The organism is Mycolicibacterium vaccae NBRC 14118 = CIP 105934, from assembly GCF_001552715.1.
Classification (GTDB): Bacteria; Actinomycetota; Actinomycetes; order Mycobacteriales; family Mycobacteriaceae; genus Mycobacterium; species Mycobacterium vaccae.
Window position 1 is genome coordinate 1 of record NZ_BCRS01000067.1, and the last position, 14,450, is coordinate 14,450.

12 protein-coding genes, 2 tRNA genes and 1 pseudogene are annotated in these 14,450 nt (G+C 67.9%); 6 read left to right on the forward strand and 9 right to left on the reverse strand.

The window, feature by feature from the left end:
- Nucleotides 1–352, forward strand: a pseudogene (locus MVA01S_RS14450) (serine/threonine protein kinase); the annotation flags it as partial.
- Nucleotides 349–2,223 carry a Stk1 family PASTA domain-containing Ser/Thr kinase gene (gene pknB, locus MVA01S_RS14455; RefSeq protein WP_003930895.1) on the forward strand — a complete coding sequence of 625 codons (1,875 nt, stop codon included), beginning with the start codon at nt 349–351 and terminating at the stop codon, nt 2,221–2,223. The pseudogene MVA01S_RS14450 and the gene pknB, both read left to right, overlap by 4 nt.
- Here the strand turns inward: pknB and MVA01S_RS14460 are convergent.
- The 3 genes from MVA01S_RS14460 to MVA01S_RS14470 all read right to left on the reverse strand — a co-directional run bounded on the left by MVA01S_RS14460 (nt 2,201) and on the right by MVA01S_RS14470 (nt 5,096).
- Nucleotides 2,201–2,905, reverse strand: coding sequence for an aminodeoxychorismate/anthranilate synthase component II (locus MVA01S_RS14460; RefSeq protein ID WP_003930894.1), 705 nt, complete (start codon nt 2,903–2,905; stop codon nt 2,201–2,203). The genes pknB and MVA01S_RS14460 overlap by 23 nt on opposite strands.
- 34 nt (nt 2,906–2,939) lie before the next feature.
- The gene (locus MVA01S_RS14465) at nt 2,940–4,067 is read right to left on the reverse strand and encodes a PE-PPE domain-containing protein (RefSeq protein ID WP_003930893.1); all 1,128 of its coding nucleotides are present in this window, start codon (nt 4,065–4,067) and stop codon (nt 2,940–2,942) included.
- A 267-nt stretch (nt 4,068–4,334) separates the two neighbouring features.
- Nucleotides 4,335–5,096 (reverse strand): DUF881 domain-containing protein, encoded by a 762-nt coding sequence (locus tag MVA01S_RS14470; protein WP_003930892.1) that lies wholly within the window; start codon nt 5,094–5,096, stop codon nt 4,335–4,337.
- Nucleotides 5,097–5,218: 122 nt separating this feature from the next.
- Between MVA01S_RS14470 and crgA the strand changes: the two genes are divergently transcribed.
- Together crgA and MVA01S_RS14480 are read left to right on the forward strand one after the other, a co-directional pair.
- Nucleotides 5,219–5,500 carry a cell division protein CrgA gene (crgA, locus tag MVA01S_RS14475; protein WP_003930891.1) on the forward strand — a complete coding sequence of 94 codons (282 nt, stop codon included), beginning with the start codon at nt 5,219–5,221 and terminating at the stop codon, nt 5,498–5,500.
- 155 nt (nt 5,501–5,655) lie between these two features.
- Nucleotides 5,656–6,090, forward strand: a complete 435-nt coding sequence (locus tag MVA01S_RS14480) for a PH domain-containing protein (protein ID WP_003930890.1) — start codon at nt 5,656–5,658, stop codon at nt 6,088–6,090.
- Here the strand turns inward: MVA01S_RS14480 and MVA01S_RS14485 are convergent.
- On the reverse strand, nt 6,087–6,632 hold the full coding sequence (locus MVA01S_RS14485) for a peptidylprolyl isomerase (protein ID WP_003930889.1): 546 nt from the start codon (nt 6,630–6,632) through the stop codon (nt 6,087–6,089). The genes MVA01S_RS14480 and MVA01S_RS14485 overlap by 4 nt on opposite strands.
- 90 nt (nt 6,633–6,722) lie before the next feature.
- On the opposite strand from MVA01S_RS14485, the gene cwsA reads away from it, so the two are divergent.
- Together cwsA and MVA01S_RS14495 are read left to right on the forward strand one after the other, a co-directional pair.
- Nucleotides 6,723–7,157 carry a cell wall synthesis protein CwsA gene (gene cwsA, locus MVA01S_RS14490; RefSeq protein ID WP_003930888.1) on the forward strand — a complete coding sequence of 145 codons (435 nt, stop codon included), beginning with the start codon at nt 6,723–6,725 and terminating at the stop codon, nt 7,155–7,157.
- Between the two features lie 9 nt (nt 7,158–7,166).
- Nucleotides 7,167–8,525, forward strand: a complete 1,359-nt coding sequence (locus MVA01S_RS14495; RefSeq protein ID WP_003930887.1) for an L-serine ammonia-lyase — start codon at nt 7,167–7,169, stop codon at nt 8,523–8,525.
- A gap of 38 nt (nt 8,526–8,563) precedes the next feature.
- Here the strand turns inward: MVA01S_RS14495 and MVA01S_RS14500 are convergent.
- The 5 genes from MVA01S_RS14500 to gyrB all read right to left on the reverse strand — a co-directional run bounded on the left by MVA01S_RS14500 (nt 8,564) and on the right by gyrB (nt 14,422).
- A tRNA-Ala gene (locus tag MVA01S_RS14500) sits at nt 8,564–8,636 on the reverse strand.
- Nucleotides 8,637–8,780: 144 nt separating this feature from the next.
- Nucleotides 8,781–8,854, reverse strand: a tRNA-Ile gene (locus MVA01S_RS14505).
- Nucleotides 8,855–8,926: 72 nt separating this feature from the next.
- Nucleotides 8,927–9,853: a DUF3566 domain-containing protein gene (locus MVA01S_RS14510; protein WP_060941618.1), complete on the reverse strand. Its 927-nt coding sequence runs from the start codon at nt 9,851–9,853 to the stop codon at nt 8,927–8,929.
- The gene (gene gyrA / locus MVA01S_RS14515; RefSeq protein ID WP_003930930.1) at nt 9,854–12,376 is read right to left on the reverse strand and encodes a DNA gyrase subunit A; all 2,523 of its coding nucleotides are present in this window, start codon (nt 12,374–12,376) and stop codon (nt 9,854–9,856) included.
- A gap of 18 nt (nt 12,377–12,394) precedes the next feature.
- Nucleotides 12,395–14,422 carry a DNA topoisomerase (ATP-hydrolyzing) subunit B gene (gyrB, locus tag MVA01S_RS14520; protein WP_003930929.1) on the reverse strand — a complete coding sequence of 676 codons (2,028 nt, stop codon included), beginning with the start codon at nt 14,420–14,422 and terminating at the stop codon, nt 12,395–12,397.
- Nucleotides 14,423–14,450 lie beyond the last annotated feature (28 nt).

Consider the following 14,450-nt stretch of genomic DNA (forward strand, 5'->3'; position numbering starts at 1 on the left):
CCCGACGTCGCGCGCGCGCGCCACCGGCAGTCACCACCGCTCGGCTCCGCCGGCGCGGCGCACGTTCTCCTCCGGGCAGCGCGCGCTGCTGTGGGCCGCAGGTGTGCTCGGGGCGCTGGCGATCGTGATCGCCATCCTGATCGTGCTCAACGCCCAGGACCGCAAGGACCGCCCGGCGCCCACGACCGTCACCGAGACCCCGACCAGCGAGACCGCACCGCCGCCGGAGACCCCCGGCGCGGCGCCGCCGGCTCTCATTGATCATGAACCCGACCGAGTTTGGGTATCCCGGCCTGTTGACGGCCCGTCACACCGGGTGACCCTGCACGTTTCAGAACAGATGTTGCGATGACGACCCCCAAGCACCTGTCCGACCGCTACGAGGTCGGCGAGATCCTGGGCTTCGGCGGTATGTCCGAAGTCCACCTTGCGCGTGACCTGCGCCTGCACCGCGACGTCGCGATCAAGGTGCTGCGCGCCGACCTGGCCCGCGACCCGAGCTTCTATCTGCGGTTCCGGCGCGAGGCGCAGAACGCGGCCGCGTTGAACCATCCGGCGATCGTCGCGGTGTACGACACCGGTGAGGCCGAGACGACGACCGGGCCGCTGCCGTACATCGTGATGGAGTACGTCGACGGTGTGACGCTGCGCGACATCGTGCACAACGACGGCCCGATGCCGCCCCAGCGCGCAATCGAGGTGATCGCCGACGCCTGCCAGGCGCTGAACTTCAGCCACCAGCACGGCATCATCCACCGGGACGTCAAGCCCGCGAACATCATGATCAGCAAGACCGGCGCGGTGAAGGTGATGGACTTCGGCATCGCCCGCGCACTAGCCGATGCGGGCAACCCGGTCACCCAGACCGCGGCGGTCATCGGCACCGCGCAGTACCTGTCACCCGAGCAGGCGCGCGGCGTGAAGGTCGACGCCCGCTCGGACGTGTACTCGCTGGGCTGCGTGCTCTACGAGATTCTGACCGGGGAGCCGCCGTTCGTCGGTGATTCGCCGGTCGCGGTGGCCTACCAGCACGTCCGGGAGGATCCGGTGCCGCCGTCGCAGCGGCACAGCGGCATCTCGCCCGAGCTGGACGCGGTGGTGCTCAAGGCGTTGGCCAAGAACCCCGACAACCGCTACCAGACCGCCGCGGAGATGCGCGCCGACCTGGTGCGCGTACACAGCGGCGAGACCCCCGACGCCCCCAAGGTGTTCACCGACGCCGAGCGCACCTCGATGCTGTCTGCCGCACCGTCCCACCACCGCGCCGAACCCGTGGACTCCGAGGGCCATCAGCCCCGCTACGAGGAGCGGGCCGGCCGCGGTTCGCTGGGCCGCTGGCTGATCGCTGTCGCCGTGCTCGCGGTGCTGACGGTGCTTGTCACCATCGGCATCAACACCTTCGGCGGCGAGACCCGCGACGTGCAGGTGCCCGACGTGCGCGGCCAGGCGTCCGCCGACGCGATCGCCACGTTGCAGAACCGCGGTTTCACGATCCGCACCCAGCAGAAGCCCGATTCGGAGGTGCCGCCGGATCACGTGATCAACACCGAGCCCGACGCCGACACCGCGGTCGGCGCCGGCGACGAGATCACGCTGAACGTGTCCACCGGCCCCGAGCAGCGCGAGGTACCTGACGTGTCAGGCCTCGGCTACACCGACGCGGTGCGCCGGCTCACCGACGCCGGGTTCGAACGCTTCCGCCAGACGACCTCGACGTCGACGCCCGAGCAGAAAGACCGGGTGCTCTCGACGGTGCCGCCGGCCAACCAGACCTCGGCGATCACCAACGAGATCACGATCGTGGTCGGCAAGGGCCCGGCGACCGCGCTCGTGCCCGAGTGCGTCAGCCAGACCGTGGAGACCTGCCAGCAGGTGCTCGCCGCGTCGGGGTTCACCAATTCGGTGCCGGTCGAGGTGGACAGCACGGTGTCCGCCGGGCAGGTCGTCGGCCTGGAGCCCGCGGCCGGTCAGACCGTCCCGCAGGACTCGGTCGTCCAGATCCAGGTGTCGCGTGGCAACCAGTTCGTGATGCCGGATCTCCGGGGCCAGTTCTGGGCCGATGCCGAGCCGCGGCTGCGCGCCCTGGGTTGGACCGGGGTGCTCGACAAGGGCGCCGACGTGCCCAACAGCGGGCAGCGGACCAACGCGGTCGTGACTCAGACCCCGGCTCCGGGCACGGGCGTGAACTTCGGCAGCAGAATTACGCTGAACTTCGCGTCGTAGCGGCCGCGACGGCGCCGGCGACCTCGTCCTCGAGTTCACGGACCAGGTTCTCGGCCGGCGCCTGCCCGCAGAAGCCCAGCCAGTTGGCCAGCATGCGGTGTCCGCCCTGGGTCAGGATCGACTCGGGGTGGAACTGCACGCCGTGGATCGGCAGCTCGACGTGGCGCACACCCATGATGACGCCGACTTCGTCAGCGTTGCCGCTGCGTTCGCCGCGGACCGTCGTGGCGGTGACCTCGAGTTCGGCGGGCATGGTCTCGGGCAGGATCGTCAGCGAGTGGTAGCGGGTCGCGACGAACGGATCCGGCAGGCCTTTGAGCACACCCTGATTGGTGTGGTGCACCGTGCTCGTCTTGCCGTGCAGCAGTTCCGGCGCCCGGTCGACGGTGCCGCCGAAGGCCACCCCGATCGCCTGGTGGCCGAGGCACACGCCCAGCAGCGGGGTGGCGGCGGCTGCGCACGCATGCACCAGGCCGATGGAGGCGCCGGCACGTTCGGGCGTGCCGGGCCCGGGGCTGAGCAGCACCCCGTCGAACTGCTCGGCGGCGCGGCTGAGGTCGGCGTCGGTGGCCAGGCGGTCGTCGTCGTTGCGCCACACCTGAGCGTCCACCCCGAGCTGACCCAGGTACTGGACCAGGTTGAACACGAAGCTGTCGTAGTTGTCGACGACCAAGACCTGCATTCGGACAGGTTACCGCCAGGACCTGCGCTGTCGCTCAGACCGAATCCGCAGGCTCCGAGTCACCGGGAGCGGACGCGGCGTCGGACGGCGTCTCGGTTGCCGGCTCGGTCTGGGGTTCGGTCTCGGGTTCGTCGGTCTCCACGTCGGGATCAAGAAGGTCGGGGTCGAGGTCCGGGTCGGCCTCGTCGAGCACCACGTCTGGCTCGGTCTCGTCGTCCTCGACGATCTCGTCGTGGGGGAGTGGCTCGGACTCGCCGAGCTCCGGTTCCTCGGGGTCGGACAGCACCGGGGTCTCGGGCGGCTCGGGCTCGTCCCGATCGGGGTCGTCGGCGGCGTGCTCGGCGAGCGCCACGGCGCCGGCGTCCACCAGGCCCCGGGCACCGGCCGCGGGGTCCAGGCTGGGGGGCGGATTGCCGTTACCCCAGTCCGCGCCCTCGCCCTGCGGGATGAAACTCGGTCGCCGATAATCCATTTCGACCAGCGGCCGGAAGAACTTGTCCAGCCCGGCCATCGTGGCGTCGTCGACGAACCAGTCCATCCACTTCAGCATCGGCAGCACGTCGGCCTTGATCAGCATGTAGGTCGTGTTGCCGTCGCGATAGACCAGATTGTCGGGGTCGTTGATGTCGACGTTGCCGAAGTAGGACAGATGCCGCGCGAAGGTGGCGTTGACCGACGAGAACCACCCCCAGCGGGTGGGAAGGTCGGCGACGCTGTCGTACTGCATCGCCACGTCCAGATGCTTGTACGGTTGCACCCTCGGCAGGCCGGTCCAGAACATGGTGCGGTCGTCCCCGCCGAACCGGTTCTCCGGATTTCCGAACGTGACGACCAGCACTCGGCCGGGATCGGGCGCCTGCGCGGGGTTCTTGGCCCACTGGCGCAGCCGGTGGTAGGTCGACGCCGCGCCGAGCGAGTACGCCAGTACGACGACGTCGCCCGCGGTGGCGGTGACCGCCTTGTGGATCTGGGTCGAACCCAGCGCCACGTCGAACGGAGTCCGGTTGTTGTTGATCGACTTACAGGTGTTCTGCTTGCAGAACGCGCCGTTGAACGCGGTCTGCGTGGTGCCTTTCGGCTGACCGGTGCCCTCGACGCCGAGCACCGTGGCGGCCGGGGCGGTCGGCGTCCATGACAGGCACACCGCCGCCGGCGCAGCCATCGCGGCGATGAGTCTGCTCCGCGCGATGCGTTTCTTTGGCGCGCTATGTCGTCCCATGATCCCCCGATCGGGTTCAGACTTTGCTGTTGCTCAGTCCAGCAAGGAACAGCAGCTGCCATCAAAGTGTGGCAGTTGTGGGCTTTAGGGTTGCTGTGATCAGAGATAAGGGTTTTTATCCCTGTTCACGGCCTTCATTTGAACATGAACAGATATAACACGCCAGATGTGGACACGCTAGATTTTGACGATCTTGAAAGTTTTAGCTACTCAGTAGCCCAGGGGCCCCAGTGGCTGTGCGTGCTTCATCCGGACCGATTCCTGGTGCCCGACCAGTTCGACATCGCGAACTTCCTCGGTGTAGCCCAGCCCGAACCGCACCGCGTAGCGCTTGTACAACGTCACCAGCGGGGCCTCCGCCAGCGCCGCCTGCATGGCCGCGGGATCGCCGATCGCCGAGACCACATACGGCGGGCTGTAGGTGCGGCCGTTGAGCAGCAGCGTGTTGCCGACGCACCGGGGCGCGGAGGTGCCGATGATGCGCTGATCCTGGACCTGGATGCCCTCGGCGCCCGCGGCCCACAGTGCGTTGATCACCGCCGTGATGTCCTGTTGGTGCACGACCAGGTCGTCGGGCGACGCGTCCCGCGGGAAGCGGCCCTGCGCGTCGCGCTGTGCGTCGTTGAGCGTCACCACCAGGCCGGGGCCGCGCAGCGGCGCCAGCCCCGATTGGGCGGCCAGGGCGTCGCCGCGGCTGACGATCGCCGACAGCGCGGCGTCGGTCCCAGGGGAGCCGCCGTGGTGGTTGTCGATCTCCAGCGCCAGCGACTCGCGCGCGGCGGTACCCCGGTCCACCGACTGCTGGGCGTCCCGCACCAGATCGACGAGCCGCGGCGCGTCGCTGCGCCGGATCTCGTCACCGCCGGAGACCCCGTGGGTCGCGCCGAGCAGCAGGCCTGCCGCCACGCACACGACCGGCACGCCGAAGCGCCACACGGATCTTCTGCGCGTGGTGACACTGCGGTCGTCCATCGGTGACGTCTCTTTCGGAGAAGGCCGGCGGGCCTGCGTTAGGCTTTCCCTACACATCGTCGCACTGACCGGTCGTTTGTGGCACCGGTGCCAGTGGCGGCGCCGACTGTCCGAAGGTACGCATGCCCAAGTCCAAGGTCCGTAAGAAGAACGACTTCACCATCAACCCGGTGAGCCGTACTCCGGTCAAGGTCAAGGCAGGGCCGTCCAGCACGTGGTTCGTGGTGCTGTTCGTGAGCCTGATGCTGATCGGTCTGGTGTGGCTGATCGTTTTCCAGCTCGCCGGCAGCGGTCCCGACGTCCCGGGGTTCCTCCAGTGGATGTCCGACCTGAACGTGTGGAACTACGCGATCGCGTTTGCCTTCATGATCACCGGGCTGTTGCTCACCATGCGTTGGCGGTGACCTGTCCACCGGATGAATTGAATCCATTGTGGACGCCAGCTGTTGTCCTGCGGGTCACCGGGACGCCACCGGATCACACGGATGTTATTCATCCCCATTGGGGATAGCACCTGTGGATAACCGCATTCTTCGCGGTAGGAGGGTGTGAAAACCGAATGCAGCAAACAAAGTGGGGGCCGTCACCCGCCGGCATCATCGTGACCGGAATTCTGGGTGTCGTGATGGCGACAGGCGCTGTGACGCTGGTCACAGACCCTCCGGGGCGGCTCCTGATCGGTGTTGCCGCCGTCGGGCTGATCTTGTTTGCACTCATGTCTTGGCGCGCGCGTCCAAAACTGGCAATCGCCGACGGCGTTCTGGTCTACCGCGGGTGGTTCGGCACGCGGCGGCTGACCAGAGCCGACATCACGCGTATCCGCATCACCGAATTCCGGCGCATCGGCCGCACGATGCGGCTGCTGGAGGTGGACACCACCGACGACCGGCTACTGGTGCTGAGCCGGTGGGATCTGGGCACCGACCCGCTACATGTGCTGGACGCGCTGACCGACGCCGGGTATGTGCCCGGCGCCGGTGCCGCAGGCGTCTAGGAGATGGTGATCGACTCGATGACGACCGGGTCGACGGGGCGGTCGCTGCGGTCGGTCGCGGTCGTGGCGATCGCGTCGACGACCTTGCGCGACTCCGGATCGACGACCTCACCGAAGATCGTGTGGCGCCGGTTCAGGTGCGGCGTCTCGGTCACGGTGATGAAGAACTGCGAACCGTTGGTGCCGGGGCCGGCGTTGGCCATGGCCAGCAGGTAGGGCTTGTCGAACTGCAGTTCCGGATGGAACTCGTCGGCGAACTTGTAGCCCGCGTCGCCGCGGCCCGTGCCGGTGGGGTCACCACCCTGGATCATGAAACCTTCGATGACGCGGTGGAAGATCACGCCGTCGTAGAACGGGCCCGACGAGCCGCCCGACGCGTTCTCCGTGCTGTATTCCTTGGTGCCCTGCGCCAGTCCGACGAAGTTGGACACGGTCTTCGGGGCGTGGTTTCCGAAGAGAGCGATCTTGATGTCGCCGCGGTTGGTGTGCAAGGTTGCGGTCGCGGTCTGAATGGGACTCGTCACGAGAATCCAGTCTGCCACGCGCCGTCCGACCGCCAACCGGGCACCGTGCCGTAGCCCGGGATGGCAGGCTGGGTAAGCCACATCCGCGAGCCCGAGAAGAGGTGGGACATGAGCTCCGAGACCCGCGTACGCCTGACCCCGAGCCGCCGGCTGGGCCGGGGGCTGAAGTACTCGGCCGTCGGCCCGGTCGACGTCACCAGGGGAGCGTTGGGCCTCGGGGTCGACTCGGTGCGGAACACGGCCGCATGGGCCGGCGACCGCTACCGGCGCAGCAAGGTCGCCCGCCAGCTCAAGGCCGAGCTGTCCGCGGCCCAGCAGGCCCTGGCCACCGAGGTGGCCGCCGTTCAGGAGGTGGTCGCCGGGCTCCCCGAGGCGCTGCAGAAGGCCCGGGAGCCCCGCGGACGCAGGCGCCCGCTGATCCTGGCGGGGGTCGCGGTGGCGGTGCTCGCCGGGGGAGCGGTGGCGTTCTCGCTTCTGCGCCGGTCCCACCAACCCGAACCGTCGCCGCTGCCACCCAGCGTCGAAGTCACCCCGAAGCCCTAGCTGCATCTGATGGCGGTCTCGGTGTTCGACCTCTTCTCTGTCGGCATCGGGCCGTCGAGTTCACACACCGTGGGCCCGATGCGGGCGGCCAGGCGCTTCGCCGACAGCCTGGCCGCCGAGGGGTCTGTGGCCGCGGTCGCCCGGCTCCGGGTCGAGTTGTACGGATCGCTGGGTGCCACCGGTGCCGGGCACGGCACGCCCGGGGCAGTGGTGCTCGGCCTGGAAGGCGCCGACCCCGAGACCGTCGACCCGACCGCGGCGAGGTCTCGGGCGGCCGAGGTCGCCGACACCGGCCTCTTACGGCTCGGCGGCGGCCCCGAGGTCGCCTTCGACATGGCCGCCGACATCGTTCTGTCCTTGCAGCCCATGGAGTTTCACAGCAACGGAATGGTCTTCAGCGCCTACTCCGGCGACGGGTCGCAGCTGGCCCAGCGGGTGTACTACTCGGTGGGTGGCGGGTTCGTCGTCGACGAGGAGCAGGCCCGGGCGCCCTCCCGCGACGATGTCGGCCTACCGTATCCGTTCCGCACCGGTGCCGAGCTCGTCGCGCTGGCAGTCGAGAACCGTTGCAGCATCGCCGATCTGGTCGCCGCCAACGAGGAGGCGCTGGGCAACGGGCCGCGGCTGCGGACCGGGCTGCTGAACATCTGGTCCGTCATGCGGGAATGCGTCGGCAACGGGCTGAGCGCCGACGGCACGCTTCCCGGGCGGTTGCACGTCCGGCGGCGCGCCAAGGCGCTGGCGCACTCGTTGCAGGACGACCCCACCGACCCGCTGTACGCGATCGACTGGGTCACCGTGTACGCGCTGGCGGTCAACGAGGAGAACGCCGCGGGCGGGCGGGTCGTCACCGCCCCGACCAACGGCGCGGCCGGGATCATTCCGGCTGTGCTGCACTACTACTGGCGGTTCGTGCCGGGCGCCGACGAGGACGGGGTGATCGCGTTCCTGTTGACCGCGGCCGCGATCGGACAACTCTTCAAGGCCAACGCGTCGATATCGGGGGCCGAGGTCGGTTGTCAGGGCGAGGTCGGATCAGCGTGCTCGATGGCCGCCGGGGGACTGGCCGCGGTGCTGGGGGCGACGCCGGCGCAGGTCGAGAACGCGGCCGAGATCGGCATCGAGCACAACCTGGGCCTCACGTGCGACCCGGTCGGGGGACTGGTGCAGATCCCGTGCATCGAACGCAACGCGGTCGCGTCGGTGAAGGCGATCACCGCCGCCCGGATGGCGCTGTTCGGCGACGGCAACCATCACGTCAGCCTGGACACCGCGATCAAGACGATGCGCGACACCGGGGCCGACATGGCCGACAAGTACAAGGAGACGTCGCGCGGGGGACTGGCGCTCAACGTCGTGGAATGTTGACGGCGTTGGAGTGTTGAGGGCCGCCGGGTGTTGAATTGTGGAGCCTAGGAGATTCGAACTCCTGACATCTGCCTTGCAAAGGCAGCGCTCTACCAACTGAGCTAAGGCCCCTGGCCGATCAAGGTGCGTCGGACGCCGGGTCCGGCAGGGTGTGCCACACTTCGGGGCCGTGCTGGGTGCGCCATACGAGCACCGCGGCGGCCGCGAGGCCCGCGCCGATCAGAAGCACCAGCCGCATCGACATGCACCTTTCCGTGGGGCTAGGAGGACTCGAACCTCCGACCTCTTCGTTATCAGCGAAGCGCTCTAACCGCCTGAGCTATAGCCCCGTCAAACCACAACGGCCGAGCGCCGAGATTACCGTACCGACAACCCCTCGCCCAAACCGCGGCGTCGTGACGTCAGTCGCGATCGGCGAGAGTGACCTCCACGCCGCCCACCAGATCGGTCGTCAGGTTGTAGATGAAGGCCCCGACGGTCGCCGCGGCGGTCATCAGCACGATGTTGACCAGCCCGATCAACGCGGCGCCACCGAAGATGGTGCCGCTGGACACCAGCTCGCCTCCCGAGCTGCCGCTGGCGCTGGTGAGCAGGTCTCCGACGTTGCTGTTGAGCTTGGTCCACACGCCCATGCCACCGAGCACCAGATACAGGAACGCGACCGCGATCATCCACACGAAGAACAGCACCACCGACAGCAGCAGAGACACCTTCAGCGTGCTCCACGGATCGACGCGCCGGATCTGCATGCTGGCCCGTACCGGGCCGCGGTGCTGACGGTTTGCGACCTGCACCGCGCGGTTGCCGGCCGCGGGCGTGCCCTTGGCCGGCGACTTGGGCTGATGCGGCTCCACCGGCGGCCGCTCCACCGGCTTGCGCTGGGGGCGGGGACGCCCACCCGACAGGTCGGGGAGCTCGCTGGCGTAGGCCGCCCCGGCGGTGTCCGGCCGGGGACCCGCCTCCTGGCGGGGAGCCTCGGCGCGGACCACGTCGGTGCGGTCGTTGCGGGGTGTGACTTCCGTACGTTCGCTACGCGGCGTGACGTCCGGGCGCTCGGCGCGCGGCGGGGCGTCGGTGTCCTGACCTCCGCCTGCCATGAACCGGTTCAGCCGCGCGTCCAGGCCCGCCTGGTTGCCGGGCCCCTGGGTGCCGGTAACACCCTCCGGGCCGTGCGGCTGTGGCTGCCTGGCCCGGCCGGCCGGACCCCGCTGCCACGGGGGCACGTCACCGCTGTCGGCCACGTGGGGAGCCCGCGCGCCGTTCTCCGGACCCGGGCCGTTGGCGGTGTCACCCTGACGCGGGTGGCCCGGCTCCTTCGGTGAGCTCACCTACGACTCCTCACTGGTCGCCTCCGGGTCGGTGTTGACCTCGTCGGTGCTGTCGCCGGCTTCGGCATTGCGCGCGATCGCGATAAGTGTGTCGCCCTCGCCCAGGTTCATCAACCGAACGCCCTTGGTCTGGCGACCGGCCTTTCGAACCTGACGCGCGGCCGTCCGGATGACACCGCCACCGGAGGTGATCGCGTACAACTCGGTGTCGTCGTCGACGATCAGCGCTCCGACCAGCGTGCCACGCCTCTTGTCGAACTGGATGGTCAGCACCCCCTTGCCGCCGCGGCCCTGCACCGGGTACTCGTCGATCGCCGTGCGCTTGGCATACCCGCCGGAGGTCGCGACCAACAGGTAGGTGTCCTCGCGGACCACGTTGAGCGACAGCAGCGCGTCGTCGGCGTTGAACCGCATGCCCTGCACACCGGAGGTCGCCCGGCCCATCGGCCGCAGTGCCTCGTCGGTGGCCGAGAACCGGATCGACTGCCCGTTCGCCGACACCAGCAGCAGGTCGTCGTCCGCAGAGCACAGCACCGCACCCACGAGTTCGTCGCCGTCGCGCAGGTTCACCGCGACGATGCCGCCCGAGCGGTTGGAGTCGAAATCGACCAGCCGGGACTTCTTGACCAGACCGTTGCGGGTCGCCAGCACCAGGTACGGCGCATCCTCGTAGCTCTTGAGCTGAATGACCTGGGCGATCCGCTCGTTGGGCTGGAACGCCAGCAGGTTGGCGACGTGCTGGCCACGTGCGGTACGCAACGCCTCCGGTAGCTCGTAGGCCTTGGCCCGGTACACCCGGCCCTGTGTGGTGAAGAACAGGATCCAGTCGTGGGTCGAGCAGACGAAGAAGTGGTTGACGATGTCGTCCTGCTTGAGACCGGCACCCTGAACGCCCTTGCCGCCGCGCTTCTGGCTGCGGTACAGGTCGGTCTTGGTCCGCTTGGCGTAGCCGGTCTCGGTGATGGTGACGACGACGTCCTCGCGCGCGATCAGATCCTCGTCGGCGACGTCACCGTCGGCCGGGACGATCCGGGTCCGGCGGTCGTCGCCGTACTTGTCGACGATCTCCTTGAGCTCGTCGTGCACGATCGCGCGCTGGCGTTCCGGCTTGGCCAGAATGTCCTCGAGGTCGGCGATCTCGGCTTCGATCTTGGCCAAATCGTCGACGATGCGCTGACGTTCCAGGGCCGCCAGGCGGCGCAGCTGCATGTCCAGGATCGCCTGCGCCTGAATCTCGTCGATGTCGAGCAGCTCGATCAGGCCGCTGCGCGCGATCTCGACGGTCTGCGAAGCGCGGATCAACGCGATGACCTCGTCGAGGGCGTCGAGCGCCTTGACCAGACCGCGCAGGATGTGGGCCCGCTCGTTGGCCTTGCGCAGCCGATACCGGGTCCGGCGGACGATCACGTCGAGCTGATGGTTGACGTAGTGCCGGATCAGTTGGTCCAGGCGCAGCGTGCGCGGCACCCCGTCGACGATCGAGAGCATGTTGGCGCCGAAGCTGGTCTGCAGCTGGGTGTGCTTGTAGAGGTTGTTCAGCACCACCTTGGCCACGGCGTCGCGCTTGACCTCGACCACGATGCGCAGGCCGACACGATCGCTGGACTGGTCCTCGATGTTCGAGATGCCGGTGAGCTTGCCGTCGCGGACCTGCTCGGCGATCGAGGTGATGAAGTTGTCGTGGTTGACCTGGTACGGCAACTCGGTGATCACCAGCGAGGTGCGGCCGCGGCTGTCCTCCTCGATCTCCACCACACCGCGCATGCGGATCGAACCGCGCCCGGTCTTGTACGTGTCGTCGATGCCCTGCGAACCGACGATCAGGCCGTGGGTCGGGAAGTCCGGCCCCTTGACCCGCTCGCAGACCGCCTCGAGGGTGGCTTCCTCGTCGGCCTCGTAGTTCTCCAGGCACCAGTACACGGCCTCGGCGAGCTCACGCAGGTTGTGCGGCGGCATGTTGGTGGCCATGCCGACGGCGATACCGCCCGAACCGTTGGCGAGCAGGTTCGGGAACCGGCTCGGCAGAACCGTCGGCTCCTGCACCCGTCCGTCGTAGTTCGGGATGAAATCGACTGTCTCCTCGTCGATTTCGCGCAGCATCTCCATGGCCAGCGGAGTCAGCCGCGCCTCGGTGTAACGCATGGCCGCCGGCGGATCGTTACCCGGGGAACCGAAGTTGCCCTGCCCGTCGACCAGCGGGTAGCGCAGCGACCACGGCTGCGCCATCCGGACCAGGGTGTCGTAGATCGACGAGTCGCCGTGCGGGTGGTAGTTACCCATCGTCTCGGCAACGGAGCGCGCCGATTTCGCGTGTCCGCGATCGGGCCGGAAGCCGGAGTCGTACATGGCGTAGAGGACGCGGCGGTGCACGGGCTTGAGACCGTCACGCACCTCGGGCAGCGCGCGCCCGACGATCACGCTCATCGCGTAATCGATGTAGCTGCGCTGCATCTCCTGCTGGATGTCGACCGGTTCGATCCGGTCTCCTGCTTCGTCGCCGGGCGGCAACGTGGTGTCAGTCATGGAATTTTCCTATGTCAGTTAAACATCAAGAAAGCGAACGTCTTTGGCATTGCGAGTGATGAAGCTCCGACGGGCCTCGACGTCCTCGCCCATCAGGATGGAGAACAGTTCGTCGGCCGCGGCCGCATCGTCGAGGGTCACCTGGCGCAGCACGCGCACCGACGGATCCATGGTGGTCTCCCACAGCTCCTTGGCATCCATCTCGCCCAGACCCTTGTAGCGCTGGATGCCGTCCTCGACGTTGATCCGCTTGCCCGCGGCCCGCCCGGCCTCGAGCAGGCCGTCACGCTCACGGTCGGAGTACGCGAATTCCGGCTCGGTCCGCTGCCACTTCAGCTTGTACAGCGGCGGCTGGGCCAGGAAGATATGCCCGTTCTCCACAAGCGGTTTCATGAACCGGAACAGCAGTGTCAGCAGCAGCGTCGAGATGTGCTGGCCGTCGACATCGGCGTCGGCCATCAGCACGATCTTGTGGTAACGCAGCTTGGACAGGTCGAACTCGTCGTGGATACCGGTGCCCAGCGCCGTGATGATCGCCTGGACTTCGGTGTTCTTGAGCACGCGGTCGATGCGGGCCTTCTCGACGTTGATGATCTTGCCGCGCAGCGGAAGAATCGCCTGGAACATCGAGTCCCGGCCGCTCTTGGCCGAGCCGCCGGCCGAGTCACCCTCCACCACATACAGTTCGGACTTGCTGGGGTCGGTGGAGCGGCAGTCGGCGAGCTTGCCGGGGAGCCCGCCGATGTCGGTGGCGCTCTTGCGCCGCACCAGTTCCCGCGCCTTGCGCGCGGCCATCCGGGCCTGCGCGGAGGACACCGCCTTGTTGATCACCGTCTTGGCCTCGGCCGGGTTCGATTCGAACCAGTGGTTGAGCTGTTCGTTGCAGATCTTCTGGACGAACGACTTGACCTCGGTGTTACCCAGCTTGGTCTTGGTCTGACCCTCGAACTGAGGTTGGGACACCTTCACCGAGATGACCGCGGCGAGTCCCTCGCGGATGTCGTCACCGGTGAGGTTCGGGTCCTTCTCCTTGAGCAGCTTCTTGTCCTTGGCGTACTTGTTCACCACCGACGTCAGCGCCGCACGGAACCCCTCTTCGTGGGTGCCGCCCTCATGGGTGTTGATGGTGTTGGCGAACGTGTGCACCGACTCGGAGTAGCCGGCGTTCCACTGCATCGCGACCTCGACCTCGTGACCGGGGCCCTTGCCCTCGAAGTCGATGACGCTGGGCTGGATCGCGGTCTTGGTGCGGTTGATGTGCTTGACGAAGTCGACCAGGCCGCCGGGGTAGTGGAACACCCGGTGCTTGACCTTCTGCGGGGCCCTGGCCTCGGCGGCCTTCTCCTCGGCCGACTTCGGCGCCTCGGCGTGGTCGCTGACCACGTCGTCGACGACGTCGGTGGGGGTGACCCGCTCGTCGGTGAGCTCGATGGTCAGGCCCTTGTTCAGGAACGCCATCTCCTGCAGCCGGCGCGCGATCGTCTCGAAGTCGTAGGTGGTGGTCTCGAAGATGTCCGGGTCGGCCCAGAACCGGATGGTGGTGCCGGTCTTGGTCGTCTTCTCACCCTGCTTGAGGGTGCCGGGCACCGAACGGTCGTAGGTCTGGAACCACTCGTAGCCGTCCTTGCGGACGTCGGCCTCGAGCCGACTCGACAGCGCGTTGACGACCGACACACCGACGCCGTGCAGACCGCCGGAGACCTGGTAGGCGCCTTCTTCGAACTTGCCGCCGGCGTGCAGGACGGTCATCACCACGTCGATGGTGGGGATGCCGGTCGCATGCATGGCCACCGGGATGCCGCGGCCGTCGTCGGTGACCTCGACTCCGCCGTCTTCGAGGATCCTGACGTCGACCTTGGTCGCGAAGCCCGCCATCGCTTCGTCGACCGCGTTGTCCACCACCTCCCAGATAAGGTGGTGCAGACCGCGCTCGCCGGTCGAACCGATGTACATGCCCGGCCGCTTACGTACCGCTTCCAGGCCCTCGAGGACCTTGATGGAATCGGCGCCGTACTCAGCCGGGGCGTTCTTCTTCTGGGCAGCCACGTTGGACGCGTCTCCTTGGTCTTTGACA